Source organism: Streptomyces sp. NPDC029169 (assembly GCF_055563935.1).
On record NZ_JBVHXA010000010.1, the window covers coordinates 59860 to 85745 of the forward strand.

21 protein-coding genes are annotated in these 25886 nt (G+C 70.8%); 5 read left to right on the forward strand and 16 right to left on the reverse strand.

Going from position 1 to position 25886, the window contains the following annotated elements:
- Positions 1-2: 2 nt before the first annotated feature.
- The 13 genes from pgi to ACZ4VI_RS20130 form a co-directional block, all read right to left on the reverse strand.
- Positions 3-1664 (reverse strand): glucose-6-phosphate isomerase, encoded by a 1662-nt coding sequence (pgi, locus tag ACZ4VI_RS20070; RefSeq protein ID WP_468000862.1) that lies wholly within the window; start codon positions 1662-1664, stop codon positions 3-5.
- A gap of 143 nt (positions 1665-1807) precedes the next feature.
- Entirely contained in the window at positions 1808-2143 is a 336-nt protein-coding gene (locus tag ACZ4VI_RS20075; RefSeq protein ID WP_003976875.1) for an RNA polymerase-binding protein RbpA, read from the reverse strand.
- Between the two features lie 77 nt (positions 2144-2220).
- Complete coding sequence (gene secG, locus ACZ4VI_RS20080) at positions 2221-2451, reverse strand: preprotein translocase subunit SecG (RefSeq protein WP_137990086.1); 231 nt, start codon at positions 2449-2451, stop codon at positions 2221-2223.
- A gap of 112 nt (positions 2452-2563) precedes the next feature.
- On the reverse strand, positions 2564-3340 hold the full coding sequence (gene tpiA / locus ACZ4VI_RS20085; protein WP_468000864.1) for a triose-phosphate isomerase: 777 nt from the start codon (positions 3338-3340) through the stop codon (positions 2564-2566).
- A 5-nt stretch (positions 3341-3345) separates the two neighbouring features.
- Positions 3346-4557 carry a phosphoglycerate kinase gene (locus tag ACZ4VI_RS20090; protein ID WP_468000866.1) on the reverse strand — a complete coding sequence of 404 codons (1212 nt, stop codon included), beginning with the start codon at positions 4555-4557 and terminating at the stop codon, positions 3346-3348.
- Positions 4558-4666: 109 nt separating this feature from the next.
- Entirely contained in the window at positions 4667-5677 is a 1011-nt protein-coding gene (gap, locus tag ACZ4VI_RS20095) for a type I glyceraldehyde-3-phosphate dehydrogenase (protein ID WP_468000868.1), read from the reverse strand.
- A 226-nt stretch (positions 5678-5903) separates the two neighbouring features.
- Complete coding sequence (locus ACZ4VI_RS20100; protein ID WP_468000870.1) at positions 5904-8855, reverse strand: M14 family metallopeptidase; 2952 nt, start codon at positions 8853-8855, stop codon at positions 5904-5906.
- A 149-nt stretch (positions 8856-9004) separates the two neighbouring features.
- Positions 9005-9994, reverse strand: coding sequence for a DNA-binding protein WhiA (gene whiA / locus ACZ4VI_RS20105; RefSeq protein WP_030205188.1), 990 nt, complete (start codon positions 9992-9994; stop codon positions 9005-9007).
- Positions 9985-11016, reverse strand: coding sequence for a gluconeogenesis factor YvcK family protein (locus ACZ4VI_RS20110; RefSeq protein WP_468000872.1), 1032 nt, complete (start codon positions 11014-11016; stop codon positions 9985-9987). The genes whiA and ACZ4VI_RS20110 overlap by 10 nt, the downstream gene beginning before the upstream one ends.
- A complete protein-coding gene (rapZ, locus tag ACZ4VI_RS20115) occupies positions 11013-11987 on the reverse strand; it encodes an RNase adapter RapZ (RefSeq protein ID WP_468000874.1) in 975 nt (324 codons plus the stop codon). Before rapZ ends, ACZ4VI_RS20110 begins: the two co-directional genes overlap by 4 nt.
- Positions 11984-14020 (reverse strand): excinuclease ABC subunit UvrC, encoded by a 2037-nt coding sequence (gene uvrC, locus ACZ4VI_RS20120; RefSeq protein ID WP_468000876.1) that lies wholly within the window; start codon positions 14018-14020, stop codon positions 11984-11986. Before uvrC ends, rapZ begins: the two co-directional genes overlap by 4 nt.
- A gap of 193 nt (positions 14021-14213) precedes the next feature.
- Positions 14214-14984: a hypothetical protein gene (locus ACZ4VI_RS20125; RefSeq protein ID WP_468000878.1), complete on the reverse strand. Its 771-nt coding sequence runs from the start codon at positions 14982-14984 to the stop codon at positions 14214-14216.
- A 5-nt stretch (positions 14985-14989) separates the two neighbouring features.
- On the reverse strand, positions 14990-15571 hold the full coding sequence (locus tag ACZ4VI_RS20130) for a papain-like cysteine protease family protein (protein ID WP_468000879.1): 582 nt from the start codon (positions 15569-15571) through the stop codon (positions 14990-14992).
- Between the two features lie 244 nt (positions 15572-15815).
- Between ACZ4VI_RS20130 and ACZ4VI_RS20135 the strand changes: the two genes are divergently transcribed.
- Entirely contained in the window at positions 15816-16745 is a 930-nt protein-coding gene (locus ACZ4VI_RS20135; protein ID WP_468000881.1) for a hypothetical protein, read from the forward strand.
- 111 nt (positions 16746-16856) lie between these two features.
- On the opposite strand, the gene ACZ4VI_RS20140 is transcribed toward ACZ4VI_RS20135, so the two are convergent.
- Positions 16857-17282, reverse strand: a complete 426-nt coding sequence (locus ACZ4VI_RS20140; RefSeq protein ID WP_468000882.1) for a Rieske (2Fe-2S) protein — start codon at positions 17280-17282, stop codon at positions 16857-16859.
- Between the two features lie 116 nt (positions 17283-17398).
- On the opposite strand from ACZ4VI_RS20140, the gene ACZ4VI_RS20145 reads away from it, so the two are divergent.
- The gene (locus ACZ4VI_RS20145) at positions 17399-18289 is read left to right on the forward strand and encodes a carbohydrate kinase family protein (protein WP_468000883.1); all 891 of its coding nucleotides are present in this window, start codon (positions 17399-17401) and stop codon (positions 18287-18289) included.
- A gap of 370 nt (positions 18290-18659) precedes the next feature.
- On the opposite strand, the gene uvrA is transcribed toward ACZ4VI_RS20145, so the two are convergent.
- Positions 18660-21623, reverse strand: a complete 2964-nt coding sequence (gene uvrA, locus ACZ4VI_RS20150; protein ID WP_468000885.1) for an excinuclease ABC subunit UvrA — start codon at positions 21621-21623, stop codon at positions 18660-18662.
- A gap of 198 nt (positions 21624-21821) precedes the next feature.
- Here uvrA and ACZ4VI_RS20155 point away from each other — a divergent pair, with 198 nt between their 5' ends.
- The 3 genes from ACZ4VI_RS20155 to ACZ4VI_RS20165 all read left to right on the forward strand — a co-directional run bounded on the left by ACZ4VI_RS20155 (position 21822) and on the right by ACZ4VI_RS20165 (position 24675).
- A complete protein-coding gene (locus tag ACZ4VI_RS20155; RefSeq protein WP_468000886.1) occupies positions 21822-22547 on the forward strand; it encodes a maleylpyruvate isomerase family mycothiol-dependent enzyme in 726 nt (241 codons plus the stop codon).
- A 50-nt stretch (positions 22548-22597) separates the two neighbouring features.
- Positions 22598-23254, forward strand: coding sequence for an MBL fold metallo-hydrolase (locus ACZ4VI_RS20160; RefSeq protein WP_468000888.1), 657 nt, complete (start codon positions 22598-22600; stop codon positions 23252-23254).
- Positions 23255-23397: 143 nt separating this feature from the next.
- Positions 23398-24675 carry an MFS transporter gene (locus ACZ4VI_RS20165; protein ID WP_468001152.1) on the forward strand — a complete coding sequence of 426 codons (1278 nt, stop codon included), beginning with the start codon at positions 23398-23400 and terminating at the stop codon, positions 24673-24675.
- Positions 24676-24749: 74 nt separating this feature from the next.
- Here ACZ4VI_RS20165 and ACZ4VI_RS20170 read toward each other — a convergent pair whose 3' ends face one another.
- Complete coding sequence (locus tag ACZ4VI_RS20170) at positions 24750-25769, reverse strand: TerC family protein (protein ID WP_468000890.1); 1020 nt, start codon at positions 25767-25769, stop codon at positions 24750-24752.
- Between the last annotated feature and the right edge of the window lie 117 nt (positions 25770-25886).

A 25886-nucleotide genomic window follows, 5' to 3' on the forward strand; every position in this document is an offset into this window, starting at 1 on the left:
CTCTACCGTCCGCGCAGCGTCCGGTAGGTGTCGACCAGCCCGGCCGTGGAGCCGTCGAGCTCCTCGCCGCCGCTGCCCTCGGTGAGCACGGGCTCGATCCGCTTGGCGAGGACCTTGCCGAGCTCGACGCCCCACTGGTCGAAGGAGTCGATGTTCCAGATCGCGCCCTGGACGAACACCTTGTGCTCGTAGAGCGCGATGAGCTGGCCGAGGACGGAGGGGGTGAGTTCCTTGGCCAGGATCGTGGTGGTGGGGTGGTTGCCCTGGAAGGTCTTGTGCGGGACGAGCTCCTCGGCGACGCCCTCGGCCCGTACCTCGTCGGCGGTCTTGCCGAAGGCCAGCGCCTGGGTCTGGGCGAAGAAGTTGGCCATCAGCAGGTCGTGCTGGGCGAAGAGGCCGGGGAGCAGGTCGGCGACGGGCTCGGCGAAGCCGATGAAGTCGGCCGGGATGACCTTGGTGCCCTGGTGGATCAACTGGAAGTACGCGTGCTGCCCGTTGGTGCCGGGCGTGCCCCAGACGACGGGTCCGGTCTGCCAGTCGACGGGCCGGCCGTCGCGGTCGACGGACTTGCCGTTGGACTCCATGTCGAGCTGCTGGAGGTAGGCGGTGAACTTGGACAGGTAGTGCGAGTACGGCAGGACGGCGTGCGACTGGGCGTCGAAGAACCCGCCGTACCAGACGCCGAGGAGGCCGAGGAGCAGGGGCGCGTTCTCCTCAGCGGGGGCGGTGCGGAAGTGCTCGTCGACGAGGCGGAAGCCGTCGAGCATCTCGCGGAACTGCTCCGGGCCGATGGCGATCATCAGGGAGAGGCCGATGGCGGAGTCGTAGGAGTAGCGTCCGCCGACCCAGTCCCAGAACTCGAACATGTTGGCCGTGTCGATGCCGAATTCCTTCACCTTCTCGGCGTTGGTCGACAGGGCCACGAAGTGCTTGGCCACCGCCTCCTGGCCGGCCCCGAGGCCGGTGAGGAGCCAGTGGCGGGCGGAGGTGGCGTTGGTGACCGTCTCGATGGTGGTGAAGGTCTTCGAGGCGACGATGAAGAGCGTCTCGGCCGGGTCGAGGTCGCGGACGGCCTCGTGGAGGTCGGCGCCGTCGACGTTGGAGACGAAGCGGAACGTCAGGTCCCGCTGGGTGGAGGAGCGCAGGGCCTCGTAGGCCATGGCGGGGCCGAGGTCGGAGCCGCCGATGCCGATGTTCACGATGTTCCTGACCGGCTTGCCGGTGTGGCCGGTCCATTCGCCCGCGCGGACCTTGTCCGCGAAGGCGGCCATCGTGTCGAGGACGGCGTGCACGGCCGGGACGACGTTCTCGCCGTCGACCTCGATGACGGCGTCGCGCGGGGCGCGCAGCGCGGTGTGCAGGACCGCGCGGTCCTCGGTGGTGTTGATCTTCTCCCCGCGGAACATGGCATCGCGCAGCTCGGCCACGCCGGTCGCGGCGGCCAGCTCGCGCAGCAGCGCCAGCGTCTCGTCGGTCACGAGGTTCTTGGAGTAGTCCAGGTACAGGTCGCCGACGCGCAGCGTGTACGCGGTACCGCGCCCCGCATCGGCGGCGAACAGCTCGCGCAGGTGCGTCTCGCCCAGCTGCTCACGGTGCTTCCCGAGGGCGGCCCACTCGGGCAGCTGGTTGAGCCTCGTACGGGCTTCGGTCTTCATCTCGGACATCGCCTACTTCTTCTCTTCCTGCCTGCTTGCCCCGCTGCCCCTCCAACCTAATTGATCTGCGGTCCGGACCGCGCAACGCGAACGGGCCCTGCCCGCGAATCACTTCGCGGGCAGGGCCCGTTCGTCACACTGTCACACCACGCTCAGATCTCGCCGCGCAGCTTGGCGAGCGCCTCCGCGAGGATCGCCTCGCCGTCCGCGTCGCTGCGCCGCTCCCGTACGTACGCGAGGTGCGTCTTGTACGGCTCGGTGCGCGGCGGGTCCGGCGGGTTGTCCCGGTCCTGACCGGCCGGGAAGCCGCAGCGCGGGCAGTCCCACGTCTCCGGAACCTGTGCGTCACTGGCGAAGCTCGGCTGCGTCTCGTGCCCGTTCGAGCACCAGAAGGAGATGCGGAGGCGCGGCGCCGACTCGCCCCGCTCGGCCTCCCCCATCGGCCCCGCTCCGACCCGGCTTCCCCGGATCGCGTTGCCACTTGCCACGGTCGTAACTCCCTGCGTGATGGTGCTCGAAGATGCCCCAGTCTACGTAAGGCCCAACGCGCGTCCAGTGATTGGAGTTACACGTCCAACTTCATCAGAAGAGCAAGTACGACAATGCACGCGAACCAGAGCAGACCGACCACGACGGTGATGCGGTCCAGGTTGCGCTCGGCGACCGAGGAGCCACCGACGGACGACTGCATGCCACCGCCGAACATGTCGGAGAGGCCGCCGCCCTTCCCCTTGTGCATCAGCACGAGCAGCATCAGCAGCGCGCTGAAGACGATCAGGGCGATCGAGAACCCCATAACCACGGCTGGACCAACTTCCTCGGACTTATACGGACGGGGGCCGGGCATCTCCTGCCCGACCCCCGCAAGGGTACGACGGATCGTCGCTACCGCCTACTCACCGATCAGGTCACTGGTCACGGAAGCGGACGATCTTGACGAACTCCTCGGCGTCCAGCGCCGCGCCGCCCACCAGGGCACCGTCCACGTCGGGCTGCGCCATGATCGCGGCCACGTTGCTTGCCTTGACCGAGCCGCCGTACTGGATGCGGACCTTGTCGGCCAGCTCCTGCGAGTACAGCTCCGCGAGACGCCCGCGGATCGCCCCGCAGACCTCCTGCGCGTCCTCGGGGGTGGCGACCTCGCCGGTGCCGATGGCCCACACCGGCTCGTAGGCGATCACGATGGACTCGGCCTGCTCGGCCGGGATGCTCTTCAGAGCGCCGTCGAGCTGCGCGAGGGTGTAGTCGACCTGGTCGCCCGCCCTGCGGACGTCCAGGCCCTCACCGACGCAGAGGATCGGGGTCAGGCCGTGCTTGTAGGCGGCCTTCACCTTCTCGTTGCAGAGCGTGTCGGTCTCCTCGTGGTACTGCCGGCGCTCGGAGTGGCCCACGGCGACGTAGGTGCACTTCAGCTTGGCCAGCATGGCGCCCGAGATCTCACCGGTGTAGGCACCGGAGTCGTGCGCCGAGATGTCCTGGGCGCCGTACTTGATCTTGAGCTTGTCGCCGTCGACCAGGGTCTGGACGGACCGCAGGTCGGTGAAGGGCGGCAGGACCGCGACCTCGACGGCGTCGTAGTCCTTGTCGTTCAGCGCGAAGGCGAGCTTCTGGACGTGCGCGATGGCCTCGAGGTGGTTGAGGTTCATCTTCCAGTTGCCCGCCATCAGCGGGGTGCGCGTGCTCATTAAGGTCAGTCCTCCAGTGCGGCGAGGCCGGGGAGCGTCTTGCCCTCGAGGTATTCGAGGGAGGCACCGCCGCCGGTCGAGATGTGGCCGAAGGCATTCTCGTCGAAGCCGAGCGTGCGCACGGCCGCGGCCGAGTCGCCACCGCCGACGACGGTGAAGGCGCTGCTGTCGAGGAGGGCCTGCGCGATGGCGCTGGTGCCGCCGGCGTAGTCGGGGTGCTCGAAGACGCCCACCGGGCCGTTCCAGAACACGGTCTGGGCGTCGGCGATCTTCGAGGCGTACAGCTCACGGGTCTTCGGGCCGATGTCGAGGCCCTCCTTGTCGGAGGGGATCGCGTCGGCGTCGACCGTGATGAACTCGGCCGGCGTCTTGCCCTTGAGGTCGGGGAAGTCGGCCGAGGCGCGGATGTCGACGGGGAGCACGAGCTCGACACCGGTCTCCTCGGCGCGCTTCATGTACTCGGTCACCGTCGGGATCTGGTCCTCCTGGAGGAGGGAGATGCCGACCTCGTAGCCCTTGGCCTTGAGGAAGGTGTAGGCCATGCCGCCGCCGATGAGGAGGCGGTCGGCCTTGCCGAGCAGCTCGTCGATGACGGCGAGCTTGTCGGAGACCTTGGCGCCGCCGAGCACGACCACGTAGGGGCGCTGGACGTCGGTGGTCAGCTTCTTCAGGACGCTGACCTCCTTGGCGATGAGGTAGCCGGCGGCGTGCGGCAGCCGGGCCGGGAGGTCGAAGACCGAGGCGTGCTTGCGGTGCACGGCGCCGAAGCCGTCGCCGACGTACAGGTCGGCGAGCTCGGCGAGCCGGTCGGCGAAGGCGCCGCGCTCGGCGTCGTCCTTGGCGGTCTCGCCGGCGTTGAAGCGCAGGTTCTCGATGACGGCGACCTGGCCGTCGGCGAGGCCCGCGACGGTCGTCCGGGCGGACTCGCCGACCGTGTCGGTCGCGAACGCCACGTCGGTGCCGAGGAGTTCACCCAGGCGCGCGGCGGCCGGCGCGAGGGAGAACGCCGCGTCCGGGGCACCCTTGGGGCGGCCCAGGTGCGAGGCGACCACGACCCGGGCGCCGGCCAGGGCGAGCGCCTTGACGGTGGGGAGGACGGCGCGGATCCGGCCGTCGTCGGTGATGGTGGTGCCGTCCAGCGGCACGTTGAGATCGGCGCGGACGAATACCCGCTTGCCGGCGACGCCTTCGGCGAGAAGCTCGTCGATGGTCTTCATCTTCTACTGACTCCTTGGTACGCGGTGAAGCACACGAGACAGGGCTCGCACAGCGCATCATCGCGCTGTCCGAGCCCTGTGCTCACATCGAGGTGCCTGTCCGAAAGGCTCAGAGCTGGTTGCCGACGAAGACCGTGAGGTCGACGAGGCGGTTCGAGTAGCCCCACTCGTTGTCGTACCAGCCGAGGATCTTCACCGACTTGCCCTCCTGGACCATGGTCAGGGAGGAGTCGAAGGTGCAGGACGCCGCGTCGCCGACGATGTCCGAGGAGACGATCGGGTCCTCGGTGTAGTAGAGGACGCCCTTCAGGTCGCCGTCGTCGGCGGCCTTCTTGAACGCGGCGTTGACCTCGTCCTTGGTGACCTCGCGCTGGAGCTCCACGACCAGGTCGGTGGCCGAACCGGTCGGGACCGGGACGCGCATGGCGATGCCGTCCAGCTTGCCCTTGAGCTGCGGGAGGACCAGGGCGGTGGCCTTGGCGGCACCGGTCGTGGTCGGGATGATGTTCTCCGCGGCGGCGCGGGCGCGGCGCAGGTCGGAGTGCGGGAAGTCCAGGATGCGCTGGTCGTTGGTGTACGCGTGGACCGTCGTCATCAGACCCTTGACGATGCCGAAGTTCTCGTCGAGGACCTTCGCCATCGGCGCCACGCAGTTGGTGGTGCAGGAGGCGTTGGAGATGACGTGGTGGTTCGCGGGCTCGTACTTGTCCTGGTTGACACCCATGACGATCGTGATGTCCTCGTCCTTGGCCGGAGCCGAGATGAGGACCTTCTTCGCGCCACCGGCGATGTGCTTCTCGGCGTCGGCCTTCTTCGTGAAGATGCCGGTCGACTCGATGACGATGTCGACGCCCAGCTCGCCCCAGGGGATGTCGGCCGGGTTGCGCTCGGAGAGCACCTTGATGGTGTGACCGTCGACGGTGATGGTGTCAGCCGTGTGGGTGACCTCGGCCTTGAGGCGTCCCAGGATCGTGTCGTACTTCAGCAGGTGTGCGGTGGTCGCGGTGTCACCCAGGTCGTTGACAGCCACGATCTCGATGTCGGCACCCTGCTCAAGGAGCGCGCGGAAGTAGTTGCGACCGATGCGGCCAAAGCCGTTGATGCCTACGCGGATCGTCACGAACCGATCTCCTCGTGAGAGTACGCCGGGTTTCGACGCCGGCGAGATTCTTTTTTAGGGATGTCCCCGACCGCTTACGACCCTACCTCTCTCATCGGCTGAGAGTGACATCGTGTGCGGTCATAAGTCCTGGGAATGCACTGCGGCCCGTTATTACCAACGGGTTCGGGCCACGGTGCCACTTTCGTCCCGATCACTGACTGTGATCAAAGGTGCGGGTGGCCGCTCAGCCGTGCACCGCGCCGAGCGCCTTCCGGATCAGTGCGGCGCGCTCACCTGCGTGACGGACGTGTTCCAGGCCGAAGCCGAGCAGCACGGTGTCACGGGTGGTGACGGCGGCCTGCGAGTGGAACAGGCCGGCGGAGCGGGTCCAGTCGCTGCCGTTCCCGGGGCTGCCGGCCGGCGGCCCTGGTACGGACCACGCGCCGAGCGCGGTCTCGAAGCCCTCGCTCTGGCCCGGAGTTCCGCCGACGACGAGCGCGGTGTCGTCGACGAAGGCGCCCATCTCGCCGCTCCCGGGGTCCGAGATGTACGAGATCGACAGCTCGACCTGCTTGCCCGCGTAGGCGCTCAGGTCGACGGAGGCCTGCCGCCAGCCGTTGGAGGGACCGGTGAAGGCGTTCCAGGAGCCGGTGGTGCCGGTGGTGGTGCAGCCGTCCTCGCCGACGGTCAAGTAACGGGCGAGGAAGGGGTGGCCCCGGACGTAGTAGCCCTCGCCGCAGTCGGCCGGGGCGGCGGTGGAGGTGCCGCCGTTGGCGTCGGGCAGCGTGGTCCAGTCGTCCTGGCCGGCCGTGTGGGCCTCGACGACGAGGTTGTCGTAGCCGGGCTCGGTGTCGTAACTGACCTGGAACCGCAGGCTGGGCCTGGCGGCCGCGTCGACGCCGGTGAGGTCGACGGTGCGGCTGAGTCGCGTCCAGGTGTTGTCGGCGTGGCGGACGGCGCCGAAGTACGCACCCTCGTAGGGCTCGAAGGGGGTGCGGACGTCCGGGTAGTCACCGGCGGACCTGCTGCTGCCGAACTGGGGGAACTGTCGCGGCTTCAGGGTGTCCGAGGTGACGGTGTACGCGCCGGCGTTGTCCAGCGGGTTGTCGGGGGTGGAACCGAGGGTGCCGGTGGCGCCGCCGAAGAGGCCCGATCCGGCGAACGCGGGCGGGCCGTTCAGCCCGGCCCGGTGGTAGGCGCCGAGGAAGTACTGGGCGAAGTCGTTGGACGTCGCCCGGCCGATGTCGACGAGGCCGCCGGACTTCTCACCGGCGTTGATGAGCTTGCCGCCCTCGTTCAGGTAGTCCCGCACGGCCAGCATGACCGGCCCGGAGGGCTGCTCGGCGCCGGTGTACCAGACGACCGTACGGAAGTGGCTCAGCACGCCGAGCGCGTCCGGGACCCCCTGCGTGGCGACGTCCCAGACGGCGGCCCTGCGGCCGCTGTCGGCGAGCGCCTTTACATAGGCGGCGGTGTGCTGCGCGGCGGCGGGGCCGCCCTCCTCGGCGAGGACGAGCACGTCTCCGCGTGGCCGTTCGGCCACGGTGTACGTGAACGGGGTGGACGAGGTCCGCTTGCCCTCACGGGTGCGGGCGGTGAACCAGACCTCGACGGTGTCGCCCGGTCCGGCGTCCTCGATCTCGGCGCGGTACTGGTCGAAGTAGAGGTTGTCCTCGCCGCCGTAGGTCTCGCCGCCCTGCCAGGCCTCGAGCCGTTCGGTGTGCGTACGGCCGCCGTTGACGCGGTACTTGAGCTCCTTGGAGCGCAGGGACTTGCGGGCGGTCACGGACACCTCCTGGTCGCCGCCGCGGGCGTAGGAGGTGGTGAAGGTGTGCGGGGTGAAGTCGGGGGCGTCGAGGCCGGGGACGGAGACGGGCCGGTCCGGGTGGGCGGCGGTCTCGGCCACGGCGAGCGCGAACGGGACGTTCTTGGCGAACTCCGCCTGAATCAGCTTCTCGTCGTCCGGGAAGGTGAAGACGGAGGCGCAGTCGGAGGGCTGCCAGGCGTCGTTCGGGTCGACGCGGGAGGCGGTGGCGCAGGTCGACATCTCCGGGGTGAACATCTGCATCCCGTTGACGTTGGCCGCGTGTCCGTCGGCCTCGCCGTTGGTGGTGTAGAGCTCGGAGGAGACCTGGGGCCGGTAGCCGGGCACGGCGGACTTCTGCGGGGTGCCGGCCAGCGACTTCAGCGCCACGTCGTCGGGGGTGTCGGTGGCGACCTGCCAGCCGACGCCGTAGAGCAGCAGCTGGGCGGCGGAGTGGTAGTTGATGCCGTACCGGAAGCCGATGCGCTTCTGGAAGGCGTCGAGCGCCCTGGTCTCGGGCTCGGACATCGGGCCGGTGCCGCGGTAGGTCTCGTCGGCCGGGTCGGGGGACGAACCCTCGTTGTCGTAGCCCCACTTGTAGGCGAAGTTACGGTTGAGGTCGACACCGTCGCCGGGCGCGATGCGGCCGTCGCCGTTGTTGTCGCGGAGGTTCTTGCGCCACTGGCGGTTGGCGGGGTCGGCGTGGGTGAAGTCGTAGCCGTCCGGGTTTGCGGAGAGCACGAACCAGAGCTCGGTGGAGTCTACGATCTTCGTGATCCGCTGGTCGGTGCCGTAGCCGTCGAGGTAGTGGTGCATCAGCCGCCGGGTCATCTCGGGGGTGATCCACTCACGGGCGTGCTGGTTGGACAGGTACAGCGTGGCGGGCCGGGTGCCGTCCTTGGCCTGCTTGGCGCCCTTGCTGATCTTGAGGGCGAGGATGTCCTGGCCCTTGAGGGTCTTGCCGATGGAGACGACCTTGGTGAGGTCCGGGTGGGCCTGTGCGGTGGCCAGGATCTCCCGCTTGAGGCCGTTCTCGCCGCCGTACGGCCGGAAGACGCCGTCCCCGGCGCCGGCGACTCGCTTCTCGGCCTGGCTGGACAAGGTGTGCTCGCTGAGTTCGACGCCCTTGCCGCGCAGCTGCCCGGCCTGCTTGCCGGTGAGGTAGAGCTCCAGGGTGGCGGAGCCCTTCTCGGGCACCTGCTCCGTCAGCTCATGGCCGTCGGTGCCGGCTTCGAGGAGCAGCGGCACCTGTTCCTTGCTGACCGTGGCCCGCCATACGGAGAGGGCGTCGCCGCCCTCCGTTCCGTCCGGTTCGGCTCCGGCGACGGGCGCCGCCAGTCCGGCGATCAGCAGTGAAGCCGCCGCGAGGATCGCTCCCGCTCTGCGTCTCATAAGCCCCCCTTGCTGTTGTCTGCCACGAAAGTGAACAGACGCCAGGCTTCTGACGGCGCATGATCATGTCAAGGGTGCCTCGCAGGCCGAACGGGTGCTGCCGGTGCCTCAGAAAGGCACCGGCAGCGGTGAGTTGAGAGATCGGACGGTCAGCCGACGAGGCTGTCGTCCAGCTCCTCCGTCAGATTGGACTCGGTCCCGGGGATGCCCAGGTCCTGCGCCCGCTTGTCGGCCATGGCAAGGAGGCGGCGGATCCGGCCCGCGACCGCGTCCTTGGTCAGCGGCGGATCGGCGAGCGCGCCCAGCTCCTCCAGGGAGGCCTGCTTGTGCTCCATGCGCAGCCGGCCCGCGGCGGCGAGGTGCTCGGGCACCTCCTCGCCGAGGATCTCCAGGGCGCGCTGGACACGGGCCCCGGCGGCGACCGCCGCGCGCGCCGAGCGGCGCAGATTGGCGTCGTCGAAGTTGGCCAGCCGGTTCGCGGTGGCCCGGACCTCGCGGCGCATCCGCCGCTCCTCCCAGGCGAGCACCGACTCGTGCGCGCCGAGCCGGGTCAGCAGGGCGCCGATCGCGTCCCCGTCCCGGACGACCACCCGGTCCACGCCCCGTACCTCACGGGCCTTCGCCGCGATGCTCAGCCGCCGGGCCGCACCCACCAGGGCGAGCGCGGCCTCCGGGCCGGGGCAGGTCACCTCCAGGGAGGAGGAGCGCCCGGGCTCGGTGAGCGAGCCGTGCGCCAGGAACGCGCCGCGCCAGGCCGCCTCGGCATCGCAGGTGGCTCCCGAGACGACCTGCGGGGGCAGCCCGCGGATCGGGCGGCCCCGGCCGTCGACCAGACCGGTCTGGCGGGCCAGCTGGTCGCCGCCCGCCACCACCCGTACGACGAAGCGGGAGCCGCGCCGCAGGCCACCGGGGGCCATCACGATCAGCTCCGAGCTGTGCCCGAAGATCTCCAGAATGTCCCGCTTGAGCCGGCGCGCCGCCATCGCGGTGTCCAGCTCCGCCTCGATCACGATCCGCCCGCTCACCAGGTGCAGGCCGCCGGCGAACCGCAGGATCGACGAGACCTCTGCCTTCCTGCAGCAGGTCCGGGTGACGGGGAGCCGGGAGATCTCGTCCTTCACCGCTGCCGTCATCGCCATGGGCCGATCCTTCCATGCATCCGAAAAATACGGTCGTACGCGGCGGCCAACAGCTCCGGATCATGCTTCGGAGCGCCGTCGGCCCTGGCCACCGGTGCCAGCTCGAGCGCGGCGCCGAGCCGCTTGGCGGCGTCGACGAGGGGCTCCCGGGCGGACACGTCGGGCACGGCGGCCTCGTCGGCCAGCACCACGTCCAGGGCGAGTTTAGGGGCGTGTCGTCCCAAAACCTCCAAATGACGCTGCGGAGAGAACCCCTCGGTTTCTCCCGGCTGCGGTGCGAGGTTGAGGGAGAGCACCTTGCGAGCCTTGGTCTCGGTGAGCGCGTCGAGCAGCTCGGGCACCAGCAGGTGCGGGATCACCGAGGAGAACCAGGAGCCCGGGCCGAGCACCACCCAGTCCGCGTCCCGGACCGCGGCGACGGCCTCGGGCACGGCGGGCGGGTCGTTCGGGACCAGGTGCACCGACTGCACCTCGCCGGGCGTGAGCGCCACCGTGGCCTGGCCACGGACGGTGTCCACGTCGTTCGGGCGCTCCGCATCGTGCCCCCTGACCAGGGCCTGGAGCTCCAGCGGCACGGCGGACATCGGCAGCACCCGACCGTGCGCGCCGAGCAGCTTGCCGACCAGGTCCAGGGCCAGGACATGGTCGCCCAGCTGCTCCCAGAGCGCGACGATCAGCAGATTGCCGACCGCGTGCTCGTGCAGATCGCCCTGGGACTGGAAGCGGTGCTGGATGACCCGGGCCCAGGTCTGCCCCCAGTCGTCGTCCCCGCACAGCGCGGCGAGCGCCTTGCGCAGGTCGCCCGGCGGCAGTACGCCCAGCTCCTCCCGGAGCCGGCCGCTGGAGCCGCCGTCGTCGGCGACGGTGACCACGGCGGTCAGGTCGCCCGTGATCCGGCGCAGGGCGGCGAGGGAGGCCGACAGGCCCATGCCCCCGCCCAGCGCGACGACCTTGGGCTGGGCGCCGCGCCTGCGGAGCGTACGTACCGAGAGGGTGGACGTACGCCGACGGTACGGCTTCACTCGCGCCCCATGTCCCGGTGGACGACGACGGTCTCGACCCCTTCCGCGGCGAGGCGTGCGGCGAGCTTCTCGGACGTGGCGACGGAGCGGTGCTTGCCGCCCGTGCAGCCGACGGCGATGGTCACGTACCGCTTGCCCTCGCGGCGGTAGCCCGCGGCGATCAGCTGGAGCAGCTCGGTGTAGCGGTCGAGGAACTCCTTGGCACCCGGCTGGTTGAAGACATAGGCCGAGACCTCCTCGTTGAGGCCGGTGAAGGGCCGCAGCTCGGGGACCCAGTGCGGGTTGGGCAGGAAGCGCATGTCGACGACGAGGTCGGCGTCGACGGGCAGCCCGTACTTGAATCCGAAGGACATGACGGTGGCCCGCAGCTCCGGCTCCTCGTCGCCGGCGAACTGGGCGTCCATCTTGGCGCGCAGCTCGTGGACGTTGAGGCTGGAGGTGTCGATCACCAGGTCGGCGTCGCCGCGCAGCTCGCGCAGGAGGTCGCGCTCGGCGGCGATGCCGTCGGTGATGCGGCCGTCGCCCTGGAGCGGGTGCGGCCTGCGGACCGACTCGAACCGCCTGACCAGGGCCTCGTCGGAGGACTCAAGGAAGACGATCCGCCGGGTGACCTGCTGGGCGTCGAGGGCGGCGAGGGACTCCCGCAGGGCGTCGAAGAACTGCCGGCCGCGGACGTCGACGACGACGGCGATCCGGGCCACGTTGCCCTGGGAACGGGCGCCGAGCTCCACCATGGTGGGGATCAGCGCGGGCGGCAGATTGTCGACGACGAACCAGCCGAGGTCCTCCAGGCACTTCGCCGCGGTGGACCGGCCGGCGCCGGACATGCCGGAGATGATCACCAGCTCGGGGATGGCCGCCGCGTCGGCGGCCTCGCCGGCCTCCTTCGTGCCCGTACTCACGTGTCCTGCTCCGTCTTCTCGGTGCTCTTCGTGCTCTTCGTGCGCTTCGTGCTTTTCGTGCTCGGTCATTCCGTGGTGCCCCCGTCGTCTTCCATGATCTCTCCTGTGGCCGTGTTCACGGCGGGTGCGGCCGGGGCCGCCTGGGCGAGAGCCACGGCAACGGCTTCGGCCGTCTTCCTGCCCATGCCGGGCACCTCGCAGATCTGCTCGATTGTCGCCTGCCGGAGCCGCTTCACCGAGCCGAAATGCTTGATCAACGCCTGTTTGCGGGTATCCCCGAGGCCGGGGACCGCGTCGAGGGGGCTGCTCCTGACCCGCTTGTTCCGCTTCGAGCGCTGGTAGCGGATGGCGAAGTCGTGAGCCGTGTCACGCACGCGCTGAAGGAGGTACAGGCCCTCGCTGGAGCGGGGCAGCACGACGGGATCGGCGTCGCCGGGCAGCCAGACCTCCTCCAGCCGCTTGGCGAGGCCGCAGACGGCGATGTCGTCGATACCCAGCTCGTCGAGGGCCCGCCGGGCGGCGGCCACCTGCGGCTGCCCGCCGTCGACGACGACGAGCTGGGGCGGGTACGCGAACCGCTTGGGGCGCCCGTCGTCCACGGGGACCTCGCCGGAGGCGGGGCCCGAACCGTCCGGCAGGGCGTCCACCGGGTCGCCTGCGGCGTCCACGGCCACGCCCTCCTGCCCCCACTCCCCCGTCTTCTCCTTCTCGACCAGATAGCGCTTGAAGCGGCGGCTGATCACCTCGTGCATCGAGCGGACGTCGTCCTGCCCCTCGAAGCCCTTGATCTGGAAGCGGCGGTACTCGCTCTTCCGTGGCAGCCCGTCCTCGAAGACGACCATGGACGCCACGACGTCCTGCCCCTGGAGGTGCGAGATGTCGAAGCACTCGATCCGCAGCGGGGCGGAGTCCAGGTCCAGGGCCTCGGCGATCTCCTCCAGGGCCCGGGAGCGGGTGGTCAGATCGCTGGCGCGCTTGGTCTTGTGCAGCACGAGCGCCTGCTGGGCGTTGCGCGCGACCGTCTCCATCAGGTCCTTCTTGTCGCCGCGCTGCGGGACGCGGAGGGAGACCTGGGAGCCCCGGCGGCCGCTCAGCCACTGGGTGACGGCGTCGGCGTCCTCGGGCACGGCCGGGACGAGGACCTCCTTGGGGACCGCGTCGCCGCTCTCCTCGCCGTAGAGCTGCTGGAGCGCGTGCTCGACGAGACCGGCCGTGGAGACGGCCTCGACCTTGTCCGTGACCCAGCCGCGCTGGCCGCGCACCCGCCCGCCGCGGACGTGGAAGATCTGGACGGCGGCCTCCAGCTCGTCCTCGGCGAGCGCGATGAGGTCGGCGTCGGTGGCGTCGGCGAGGACGACGGCGTTCTTCTCCATGGCGCGCCGCAGCGCCCCTATGTCGTCGCGGAGCCTGGCCGCCTTCTCGTACTCCAGCTCCTCGGCCGCCGCCGTCATCTGCTGCTCCAGGCGGCGGATGTACGTGCCGGTGCGGCCGGCCATGAAGTCGCAGAACTCCTCGGCCAGTTCGCGGTGCTCGTCGGGGGTGACGCGGCCCACGCAGGGGGCGGAGCACTTGCCGATGTAGCCGAGGAGGCAGGGCCGTCCGGCGGAGGCGGCGTTACGGAACACCCCGGCGGAGCAGGTCCGTACGGGGAAGACGCGGAGCATCAGGTCGACGGTCTCGCGGATGGCCCACGCGTGGGCGTACGGCCCGAAGTAGCGCACGCCCTTCTTCTTGTGGCCGCGCATGACCTGGACGCGCGGGAACTCCTCGTTCAGGGTCACCGCGAGGTAGGGGTAGCTCTTGTCGTCCCGGTACTTGACGTTGAACCGGGGGTCGAACTCCTTGATCCAGGAGTACTCCAGCTGGAGCGCCTCGACCTCGGTCGAGACGACGGTCCACTCGACGGAGGCAGCGGTGGTGACCATCGTGGCCGTGCGCGGGTGCAGGCTCGCGAGCGGCTGGAAGTAGTTCGCCAGCCGCTGGCGCAGGGACTTCGCCTTCCCGACGTAGATCACCCGGCGGTGCTCGTCGCGGAATTTGTAGACCCCCGGCGAGTCGGGGATCTGCCCCGGCTCGGGGCGGTAGCTGGAGGGGTCGGCCATGCTCCCCACCCTACTGGCGGGGGCCGACACTCCGACCGCGTGCGCTCGTTGGCCGGCCATGACGACGGCCGCGTCCAGAGGCCGGGCCGAGCGGGCCACGGGTTCCCGGCTCGCTGCTCGGTGAGGGCGCCCGGGCCGGTACCGGGGGGGGGTGGGCCCGGGTACCGGCTTTCGGGGGGCGCGCCGGCCGCCGTCAGGCGGTGGGCTGACCGGGCGTAGCGCGGCGGCGGTGCCAGGCCCGGGTGCCGATGAGGGTCAGGGCCAGTGCCGCGCCCGCGCCCGCGGCCGCCATGGCGGAGGGGGCGTCGTGGCTCGCGACGGGGGTGTCGTAGCCGCCCGCCGTGCCCTTCCGGGCGTAGGCCGAGCCGGGCAGCTTGTCCCCGTAGGCCCGGACGACCCGGTCCCGGTACGCGGTCAGGCTCGTCCCGTTCCTCCCCACCGCCCGTACCGCGTCCTCGTCCAGCGGCAGCACCTTCGCGCCCTTCTGGACGTACCACGCGTCGATCTGCGGCTCGCGGAACACGATCCCGCCCGGCAGGGCCTTCGCGCCCTCCCCCGCGTACCGGATCTCGTCGTCGCCGGTGGCGATGTTCACCACCTCCCAGCCACCGTCCGCCCGCCGCGCGGTCCACAGCGAGGCCGTCCGCCCGTCCGAGGCGACCGCCTTGCTCGCGTGGAACTCGACGCGGGCCACGGGCGCGCCCGCCTTCCCCGCCACGAAGTCCGGGGACAGGATCCGTACCGGCACCGAGGCCCCCTCGATGCGGGGCCGCGCCGCCGAGCTCGCGACGGCGCCGTCGCGGGCGAAGAACCGGGAGAGCGTGTCCAGGGTCTCGGGGGCCGACGCCGCGGTCTCCGGCGTGGGCGCGGCGGCTGCGGCCGTGGCCGGCGCCGCGCCGACCGTGCCGAGCACGACGAGCGCGGCGGCGGTCAGGAACCCGGCGCTGATGGCACGTACGTTCATCGCCGTCACGCCCCTATCCGGTAGAGCGAGTGCGTCCAGGAGAAGGAGCCGTTGTCCACGTACCAGGCGTGCGAGGCCCAGTTGTAGCGGTCGCTGGAGGGCCAGGGGTCGCCCCAGTACACCCAGCCGTTCGCGTCGTCGTACCCGTAGATCACGTGCATGTGCCCGCCGCCGCTCGACCACTGGATCCGCGTCTCGACCGGCCGGTCGGCGTTGATCTCGGTCTGCACGGTCGAGTAGCGCAGCCAGCCCGTCACGTACGAGCCGGGGTTGACGCCCGCCCAGCGCAGGCCGGTCTGCACATTGCCGAGCGTGGCCTGGTTGTTGGGGCAGTCGTAGCCCTGCTGCCGGTTGAAGGCGGCGTTGCAGAACTGGTTCTGGCTGTAGTTCCGGCCGAACCAGGTGGCGATGGTGTTGCCACCGGCCGCCCAGCACCAGTTGGTCTTCTGCTGCGCCTGCATGGTGATGTTCAGCCGCTTGGACCCGAGGGCGTCTTCGGTCGTCGGCGCGGCGGTCGCCGACGACATGGGGAGCAGGAAGAGGGCGGCAGCGGCGAGTGCCGCCAGGGACAGCTTTCTACTGCGCATCGCGTTCCTCCCGAGGTGGGGGGTGGGGGGTGGGGATGTGGGGAGTCGGAGGAGCGCGTCCGGACGCTGCTCTGGAGCATCGAACGTTGTCCGGAACGGGTCAACACGCTTCAATGCGGGGTGACGGCGGGCTGTGAACGGTGTGACCCGGCTGTGAACACGCACCTTCCCGTCACCTGCGGGCCCGCCCCCGGCGGCACGACGGTCCGCCCCCTTCGTCGTGAACGTTCACTGAGGAGTCCCCGTGGGGCACACCGAGGCCGATCTGGCGCAGTTGCTGCACACCGGACCGTTCCATCTGGCGCTGCGCACGGCCTTCGCGGTGCGCGGTCTTCCGCTCCAGCGGGTGCAGCACCATCTCGCCCACCGAGGGGTCAAGGTCGGGGTGACGAGCCTCAGTTACTGGCAGCAGGGCGCCCGCCGCCCGCAGCGGCCGGAGTCGATGAAGGCCGTCCGCGCCCTGGAGGAGGTCCTCCAGCTGCCGGGGAACTCGCTGATCCGGCTGCTGGCGGAGGACACGGCGACGCGCGGTGACGTGGAGCGGCCGGCGGCCCGCTCGTACCGTTCGCTCGTGGAGGCCTCGGGCGCGGTGGAGGCGCTGCTCGCCGAGATGGAGTCGCCGGTGGACGGCGGGCTGCACACGGTCGGCCATCACGAGCGGGTACGGATCGGGGCGGGGCGGGAGCTGGTGGGGCGCGACTCGCAGCATGTGGTGCGGGCGCACCGGGACGGGATCGACCGCTATCTGGCCATCCACCACGGCGATCCGGGCTGCGATCCCTCACGGGTGGTGGTGCGGGCGACGGAGAACTGTCGGACGGGGCGGGTGCGGTGGCACGCGGAGACGGGCGTGCTCGTCGCGGAGCTGCTGTTCGACGCGCGGCTGCGGGCGGGGGACACGTACCTCTTCGGCTACGGCTTCGAGGACGGGACGGGCGGTCCGAGCGGGGAGTACGTCCGGGGGTTCAGCTTCGCCGGCGGGCAGTACGTGCTCCAGGTGCGGTTCGACGAAGCGGCGCTGCCGGTACGGTGCCGGCGCTTTGCCCAGGCCTCGGCGGGCGCGCCGCGCGGCGGCCGCTCGGATCTGACGCTGAGCGGGCGGCACCGCGCGGTGCATCTGGTGGAGCAGGGGGTACGGCCCGGGATCCTGGGGATCGACTGGGACTGGGCGTAGGCGCGGATACGCTGCGGGGCCCTGCGCCTCCAGGGCCTACGACCACGGGCGCTGGGTCCTACGCATCGGGGGCCCCTCGGGGGCCCCTCGGGGGTCCCACGCCTTCGGGCGCTACGCCTCCGGGCCCGCGACGAGCTTTCCGCCCTCGATCCGCACCGGGACCTCGGGGAGCGGGACGGTCGCGGGGCCCTGGAGGGCCTTGCCGGTGGTCACGTCGAAGCGGCTGCCGTGGCATGGGCAGTTGCCCTCGTTGTTCTCGATCTTGTCCAGGACACAGCCCGCGTGGGTGCACTGGGCGCTGAACGCCTTGTACTGGCCCTTGGCCGGGCAGCTCACCAGGACCCGCTGCTCGCGGTAGAGCTTGGCCCCGCCGACGGGCACGTCCTCGGGGGCGCCGAGGGTGACCGGGGCGGTCGGGGTCGGGACCTGGGCATGCCCGAGCTTGGACTCCGTGGAGCAGGCGGCGACACCCAGCCCGGCGGCACCGGCGAGGGCGGCGCCTTTCAGTACGGTGCGGCGGGTGGACTGGCCGGACATGAGCGCTCCACGGTGGGATCGGGGCAAGAGGTGACCGAACCGACGATACCGGCGGGTCCGTACGGGCCTGCGCGGGGGCTGTCGTGGCCGGTGGGGCATGGGTTACGTTCGCCGACGTGATCGTCGTCGCTGGTGAGTCCCTGATCGATCTGGTCCCGGACGGGGGCGCCGGACCGCTGCCCGCGCTGGTTCCGCGCAAGGGCGGAGGCCCGTACAACACGGCCGTGGCCCTGGGCCGGCTGGGCGCCGGGGTCTCCTTCTGCTCGCGGGTCTCGACCGACGCGTTCGGCGAGGCGCTGATGGGAGGGCTGCGGGAGGCGGGGGTGGCGACGGGGCTCGTCCAGCGCGGCCCGGAGCCGACGACCCTTGCGGTCGCCTCGGTGGGCGCCGACGGCTCGGCGGAGTACGGCTTCTACGTCGAGGGCACGGCCGACCGGCTCTTCGCGCTGCCGGAACGGCTGCCCGAGGAGGTGCGGGCGGTGGCGTTCGGCACGTGTTCGCTGGCGCTCGAGCCGGGCGCGAGCGCGTACGAGGCGCTTTTGCGGCGGGAGGCGGAGCGCGGCGCACTGACGCTCCTCGACCCCAACATCCGCCCGGGACTGATCCCGGACGCGGCGGCCTACCGCGAGCGCTTCGCGTCCTGGCTGCCGTACGTCTCGCTCCTGAAGCTCTCGGCGGAGGACGCGGCCTGGCTGGGCGGCGCGCCGGCGCAGTGGCTGGAGAGGGGGCCGTCGGCGGTCGTCCTGACCCGCGGCGGGGCGGGCCTGACGGTCCACACCCGGTCCTTCGAGGTGTCGGTACCGCCCGTACGTGTCGAGGTCGCGGACACGATAGGCGCGGGCGACACGGTGAACGCGGCGCTGCTGCACGGCCTGGGCGACCGCGCGCCGCACTCCCTGGACGCCGCCGCCTGGTCCGCCCTTCTGTCCTACGCGGCCCGAGCGGCGGCCCTCACCTGCACCCGCCCGGGCGCGGAACCCCCGTACGCGAGCGAGCTGAAGGTCTGACCGAAGCCGAAACTCGCCCCAGGGCCGAACCCCGTACCCCCACGGCGCAGCCGACGGCACCGGGGCTCGGGGCCAGGAGCCCCACACCATGTACGGGCCACGCCCCTGACGGCCCCCAGGCCACCGGCCGGACCATGGCGCAGCCCGTGGCACGGGCTCGGGGCCGGGGCCGGAGCCCCGGTGCCGCGTACGAGCCGTCGGCCGTGGCGCGACCTACGGCACGTGGCTGCGGGCGGAGCCCCGGCCTGCGGGGTGCCGGGGCGGAGCCCCGGGCCTACGGGTACTGGGGGGAGCCTCGGCCCTACGGGGTACTGGCGCGGAGCCCCCGCTTCGGGGCTGGGGCCGCGACAGCCGCCCCAGCCCCCCGCCGTCACGCCTTGCGGGCCCGCGCCGCCGTCTTCTGGGCGGGGGCGGCCTTCTTCACGGCGGCCTTCTTGGCCGGGGCCCGCTTCGGGCTCCGCGCCGCCGGCACCGTCGCGTCGCTGATGCGGTCCGCGCCCAGGATCTCGCGGAGGAACTTGCCGGTGTGGCTCGCCGGAACCGACGCGACCTCCTCCGGCGTGCCCTCGGCGATCACCAGACCGCCGCCGCTGCCGCCCTCCGGGCCCATGTCGATGACCCAGTCCGCGGTCTTGACGACGTCGAGGTTGTGCTCGATGACGATCACCGTGTTGCCCTTGTCGACCAGACCCGACAGGACCTTGATCAGCTTCGAGATGTCGTCGAAGTGCAGACCCGTGGTCGGCTCGTCCAGGACGTAGACCGTGCTGCCCGTCGACCGCTTCTGGAGCTCGGAGGCGAGCTTCACGCGCTGCGCCTCACCACCCGAGAGCGTCGGCGCGGACTGGCCGAGCCGGACGTACCCGAGGCCGACCTCGTGGAGCGTGCGGAGATGGCGCGCGATCGTCGGGACCGCCTCGAAGAAGTCCAGGGCCTCCTCGATCGGCATGTCCAGGACCTCGGCGATGGACTTGCCCTTGTAGTGGACCTCCAGGGTCTCCCGGTTGTACCGGGCGCCGTGGCAGACCTCGCACGGGACGTAGACGTCCGGGAGGAAGTTCATCTCGATCTTGATCGTGCCGTCGCCGGAGCAGTTCTCGCAGCGGCCGCCCTTGACGTTGAAGGAGAACCGGCCCGGCAGATAGCCGCGGACCTTCGCCTCCATCGTCTCGGCGAAGAGCTTGCGGACGTGGTCGAAGACTCCGGTGTACGTCGCCGGGTTCGACCGCGGCGTGCGGCCGATCGGCGACTGGTCGACGTGCACGACCTTGTCCACGAGGTCGTCGCCGTCCACGCGCGTGTGCCGCCCGGGCACCGACTTGGCGCCGTTCAGCTCGCGCGCCAGGTGGGTGTAGAGGATGTCGTTGACCAGCGTCGACTTGCCGGAGCCGGAGACTCCGGTGACGGCCGTGAGGACGCCCAGCGGGAAGGAGACGTCGATGTCCCGCAGGTTGTTCTCGCGGGCACCGTGCACCGTGAGCCGGCGCGAGGGGTCGACGGGGCGTCGGATGTCCGGCATCCCGATGGCCTTGCGGCCCGACAGGTACTGCCCGGTCATCGACTCCTTGTTGGAGAGCAGCTCCTTCAAGGGGCCGGAGTGGACGACCTTGCCGCCGTGCTCTCCGGCGCCGGGGCCGATGTCCACGACCCAGTCGGCGACCTTGATGGTGTCCTCGTCGTGCTCGACCACGATGAGCGTGTTGCCCATGTCCCGCAGCCGGACCAGGGTCTCGATGAGCCGGTGGTTGTCGCGCTGGTGGAGGCCGATGGACGGCTCGTCCAGGACGTAGAGCACGCCGACCAGGCCGGAGCCGATCTGGGTGGCGAGCCGGATGCGCTGGGCCTCGCCGCCGGAGAGCGTGCCGGCCGCGCGGTTGAGGGAGAGGTAGTCGAGGCCGACGTCGACCAGGAACCGCAGCCGCTCGTTGACCTCCTTCAGGACCCGCTCGGCGATCTTCTTGTCCCGGGCATTGAGCTTCAGGCGGCCGAGGAAGTCGGCGCACTCGCTGATCGACATCGCCGAGACCTCGGCGATGGACCGCTCCATGACCGTGACGGCGAGGACGATCGGCTTGAGGCGGGAGCCCTCACAGGTCGGGCAGGGCACCTCGCGCATGTAGCCCTCGAAGCGCTCACGGCTGGAGTCGCTCTCGGCCTCGCTGTGCCGGCGCTTGACGAAGGAGACGGCGCCTTCGAAGGCCGGGGTGGTGTACGCCCGCTCGCGTCCGTACCGGTTGCGGTAGCGGACCTCGACCTGGGTCTTGTGGCCGTACATCAGGGCCTTCTTGGCCCGCGCCGGGAGTCCCGCGTACGGGATGTCCGTACGGAAGCCGAGTGCCTGGGCGAGGCCGCCGATGAGCCGGCCGAAGTACTCCTTGGTGTGGCCGTGCGACCAGGGGTGGATGGCGCCCGCGTCGAGCGTGCGGTCCTCGTCCGGGACGATCAGCTCGGGGTCGACCTCCATGCGCGTGCCGATGCCGGTGCAGTCCGGGCAGGCGCCGAAGGGCGAGTTGAAGGAGAAGGAGCGCGGCTCCAGCTCCTCGAAGGAGAGGTCGTCGTACGGGCAGTAGAGGTGCTCCGAGTACATCCGCTCGCGCTCGGGGTCGTCCTCGGCGAGGTCGACAAAGTCCAGGACGACCATGCCGCCGGAGAGCCCGAGGGCGGTCTCGACGGAGTCGGTGAGCCGGCGCTTGGCGCTGTCCTTCACGGTGAGACGGTCGACGACCACCTCGATCGTGTGCTTCTCCTGCTTCTTCAGCGTGGGCGGCTCGCTGAGCTGGATGGTCTGCCCGTCCACTCGCGCCCTGCTGTAGCCCTTGGTCTGGAGGTCGGCGAAGAGGTCGACGAACTCGCCCTTGCGCTCGCGCACGAGCGGCGAGAGGACCTGGAAGCGGCTGCCCTCGGGCAGCTCCAGGACCTTGTCAACGATGGCCTGCGGCGACTGGCGGGAGATCGGGCGGCGGCACTCGGGACAGTGCGGCTTGCCGATGCGCGCGAAGAGCAGGCGGAGGTAGTCGTAGACCTCGGTGATGGTGCCGACCGTCGAGCGCGGGTTGCGCGAGGTCGACTTCTGGTCGATGGAGACGGCGGGCGAGAGACCCTCGATGAAGTCGACGTCCGGCTTGTCCATCTGGCCGAGGAACTGCCGGGCGTACGACGAGAGCGACTCGACGTACCGGCGCTGTCCCTCCGCGAAGATCGTGTCGAACGCGAGGGAGGACTTCCCCGACCCGGACAGCCCGGTGAAGACGATGAGGGAGTCGCGGGGGAGGTCGAGCGAGACGTTCTTGAGGTTGTGCTCGCGAGCGCCACGAACGATGAGACGGTCGGCCACGCCGGTCCGCACCTTTCTTGAGAGAGCGGAGGCACAGGAGTGCGGGTCGCAGATATGCCTGGAAGTACCTGGATGTGCGTGAGTACCCAACAACCAAGGATGCCGGATGCTTCCACCGAGCCTATAGCACGCACATTCGAATTCCGGCCTCGCGTCGACCGCTTCACCCGAACGAGTGGCCGCGTTAGGGTCGGCCTCATGATCGACCCTGTGCGTGACCTGGCCTCTGTACGTGAAGCGACCGAGCGGCTCCTCGACGCAGCCGCCTCATGGGACAACGCGACGGTCGCCGAGCCGTCACGGCTTCCCGGCTGGACCCGCGGCCATGTCCTGGCCCATATCGCCCGCAACGCCGACGCTCTGGTGAACGTCCTCCAGGGCCGGCCCATGTACCCGGACGCCGCGACCCGCGACGCCGACATCGAGCGCGACGCCCCGCGCCCGCTCGACGTCCAGCTCGCCGACATCCGCGAGAGCGGCGAGCGCTTCCAGGCCGTGGGCGCCGAGCCCGCCGACTGGGAGCGGATCGTGGAGCTCCGCAACGGCGTCACGGACCGGGCGGCCCGCGTCCCCTTCCGCCGCTGGGTGGAGGTCGCCCTGCACCACGTCGACCTGGGGGCCGGCTACGAGCTGGAGGACCTGCCGGAGGAGTTCGTCCTGCGGGAGATCGACTTCCTGGCGGACCGTTTCAAGGGCCACAAGGAGGTGCCGGCGACCCAGATCCGCACCCAGGACGGCCGCGGCTGGACGCCTGACGGCGGCTTCCAGGACGACATGACCTGGACGACCGGCGGCGGCGCCGAGGGCGGCCCGGTGGCCGTCTCGGGGCCCGCCCCCGAGCTGCTCGGCTGGCTCGCGGGCCGCCGCGACGGCTCCGCCCTGAAGGTCGAGGGCGGCCCGCTTCCGACGCTCCCGCCCCTGTAGTCCCGGCCGTTGGGACCCCGCCTGTCGGTGCCCGGCGATAGGCTGAGCCCATGACGTACAGCGGAGCTGTGAAGGTCGGCGGGCCCGCCGATGTGCACGAGCTGACGGACCTGATGATCTCCAAGGTCGCCGTCGGCCCGATGGACAACAACGCGTATCTGCTGCGCTGCCGGGCCACCGGCGAGCAGCTGCTGATCGACGCGGCCAACGAGGCCGGCACGCTCCTGACGCTGATCGGTGACGACGGCATCGCGTCCGTCGTCACCACCCACCGGCACGCCGACCACTGGCAGGCGCTCGCCGAGGTGGTCGCGGCGACCGGGGCGCGGACGTACGCCGGTGCGTACGACGCCGAGGGCATCCCCGTCCCGACGGACGTCCTGGTCGAGGACGGCGACACGATCAAGGTCGGCCGGGTCGAGCTGACCGCCCGCCGGCTGGTCGGGCACACGCCCGGCTCGATCGCGCTGATCTACGACGACCCGCAGGGACATCCGCACGTCTTCACCGGCGACTGCCTGTTCCCCGGCGGCGTCGGCAACACCTGGAAGGACCCGAAGGCCTTCGCGAGCCTGATCCATGACGTGGAGACCAAGCTCTTCGAGGTCCTTCCGGACGAGAGCTGGGTGTACCCGGGCCACGGCAGGGACACCACGCTCGGTGACGAGCGGCCGCACCTGCCCGAGTGGCACGCGCGCGGCTGGTGACGCCTCCCGGACGGTCCTGACCGGCCCTGACCGGCACGGGCGCGCGGTCCGCGGCCGCGTGCTTCCGTACGCCCCCGTAACTCCGGCGGGCGCCGGGTAGTTGGCGCGACATGCGCCACAGTCACTCTCCGCGTCCACCGTCGATGGTGCGGCTCGCCGCCGCCTCCCTCGTCGGCACGGCCATCGAGTTCTTCGACTTCTTCGTCTACGGGACCGCCGCCGCGCTCGTCCTCGGACCGCTCTTCTTCCCGACCTTCTCCCCCGTCGCCGGGACGCTCGCGGCCTTCGGTACCTTCGCCGTCGGCTTCGTGGCCCGCCCGCTCGGTTCCGCCCTCTTCGGGCATGTCGGCGACCGCTACGGGCGCCGCCCTGTCATGTTCGCCTCGCTGATCCTGACCGGCTGCGCCACGGTCGCGGTCGGCTGTGTCCCCTCGTACGCGACTCTCGGCCTCACCGCCCCCGTCCTGCTGCTCGTGCTGCGCTTCCTGCAGGGTCTGGGGCTCGGTGGCGAGTGGGGCGGGGCGGTGCTGCTCACAGCCGAGCACGCGCCGGAGCGGCGGCGGGCGCTGTGGGCGAGCTTTCCGCAGATCGGTCCGCCGGTGGGCTTTCTGCTGGCCAACGGCGTGATGCTGGCGCTCTCCGCCGGGCTGACCGACGCACAGTTCCGCGAGTGGGGGTGGCGGGTGCCCTTCTGGGCCGCGGGTCTGCTCGCCGCGGGTGGGCTGCTGCTCCGCTCCTCGCTGGCGGAGACCCCGCAGTTCCAGGAGCTGGCGGAGACCGGGCAGCGGGCGAACGCGCCGCTGGCGGAGGTGGCTCGCGGGCACTGGCGTCTGGTGCTCCTGACGGCCGGTGCGCTGGCGGTCGGGTACGCCGTCTTCTACACGGTCTCCACCTGGGCGCTGGCGTACGGCACCGAGCGGCTCGGCGTGAGCCGTACGGTGATGCTGGTCTGTGTCATGGCTGCGGTCGCGATCAGCGGGGTGGTGACCCCCTTCGTGGCGATCCTGGGCGACCGCTTCGGTCGGCGGCCGCTCTGTCTGGCCGGGTGCGCAGCCTCGGCGGTCTGGATGTTCCCGATGATCGGGCTGCTGCACACCGCCCAGCCGATGCTGATGTTCCTCGGCTTCGCGGGCGCCCTGTTGGCCTTCATCACGATGTTCGCGGTGGTCGCCGCGTACCTCCCCGAGCTCTACGAGCCGAGGGTGCGGTGCACGGGCGCGGCCGTCGGCTACAACCTGGCGGGCGTCCTGGGCGGCGCCCTGACCCCGATCGTGGCCACGGCGGTGTCCGCGGGCTCGGGCCCGCCCTGGGGCGTGGCGGCGTATCTGACGGTGGTGGCGCTGGTGAGCCTGGGCTGCTTCGCCCTGCTGCCGGAGACGCTGCCGGCCCGCGAGGAAGCGCCCGAGAAGGTTCCCGCGTAGCACGCGAAGCGGCCGGTACGGGCGGTGGTGTGCCGCCCGCACCGGCCGCGGTGCGTTCCGTGCGCCGTACGCGGTCAGGCGCCGACGCTGTCCTTCTCGGTCTCGCCCGCCTCCACGACGGGGGCCGTCGGGGCCTCGGCGGCCTCGCGCTCCGCCTGCTTCCTGGAGGCGATCAGGCTGGTGATCGTGGTGACGATCAGGACGCCGCAGATCACCGCAAGCGAGAACGGGATGGAGATCTCGGGGACGTGGACCCCGGACTCGTGCAGGGCGTGCAGCACCAGCTTCACCCCGATGAAGCCGAGGATCACCGACAGGCCATAGCTGAGGTGGACCAGCTTCTTGAGCAGGCCGCCGATCAGGAAGTACAGCTGCCGCAGACCCATCAGCGCGAAGGCGTTGGCGGTGAAGACGATGTACGGGTCCTGGGTCAGGCCGAAGATCGCCGGGATCGAGTCGAGGGCGAAGAGGACGTCGGTCGTACCGATGGCGAGCATGACGACCATCAGCGGGGTCAGCACACGCTTGCCGTTGACCTTCAGGAAGAGCTTCGTGCCGTGGTACTTGTCGGCGACGCCGAACTTGTTCTCGATGGACTTGAGGAGACGGTTCTCCTCGAACTCGTCCTCCTCCTCGTCGGAGCGCGCCTCCTGGATGAGCTTCCAGGCGGTGAAGATCAGGAACGCGCCGAAGAGGTAGAAGACCCACGAGAAGTTGGCGATGACCGCGGCGCCGGCGGCGATGAAGATCGCGCGCAGGACCAGGGCGATCAGCACACCCACGAGCAGCACGCGCTGCTGGAGGTGGGAGGGCACCGAGAACTTCGCCATGATCAGGACGAAGACGAAGAGATTGTCGACGCTGAGCGACTTCTCGGTGATGAACCCGGCGAAGAACTCGCCGGACGCCTGGCTGGTGCCGAATATCAGCAGGCCGAGGCCGAAGAGCGCGGCCAGGACGATCCAGACGACCGTCCAGATTCCGGCTTCCTTGACCGACACGTCATGGGGCTTGCGCCCGATGAAGAAGTCGATCGCGATGAGGGCGCCCAGACCGAGAATGGTCAGCACCCAGAGAGTCGTCGAAACGTCCACTGCGCCTCCGGCGTCGTACGGCTACTTGATCAGCGTCGTCGCTGCCGGAGGTCTCTTCCACCCGGTCCGTACACGACGGGCCGGGCCGGCGCCCCGGGATCGACCCCGCTCGGGGTA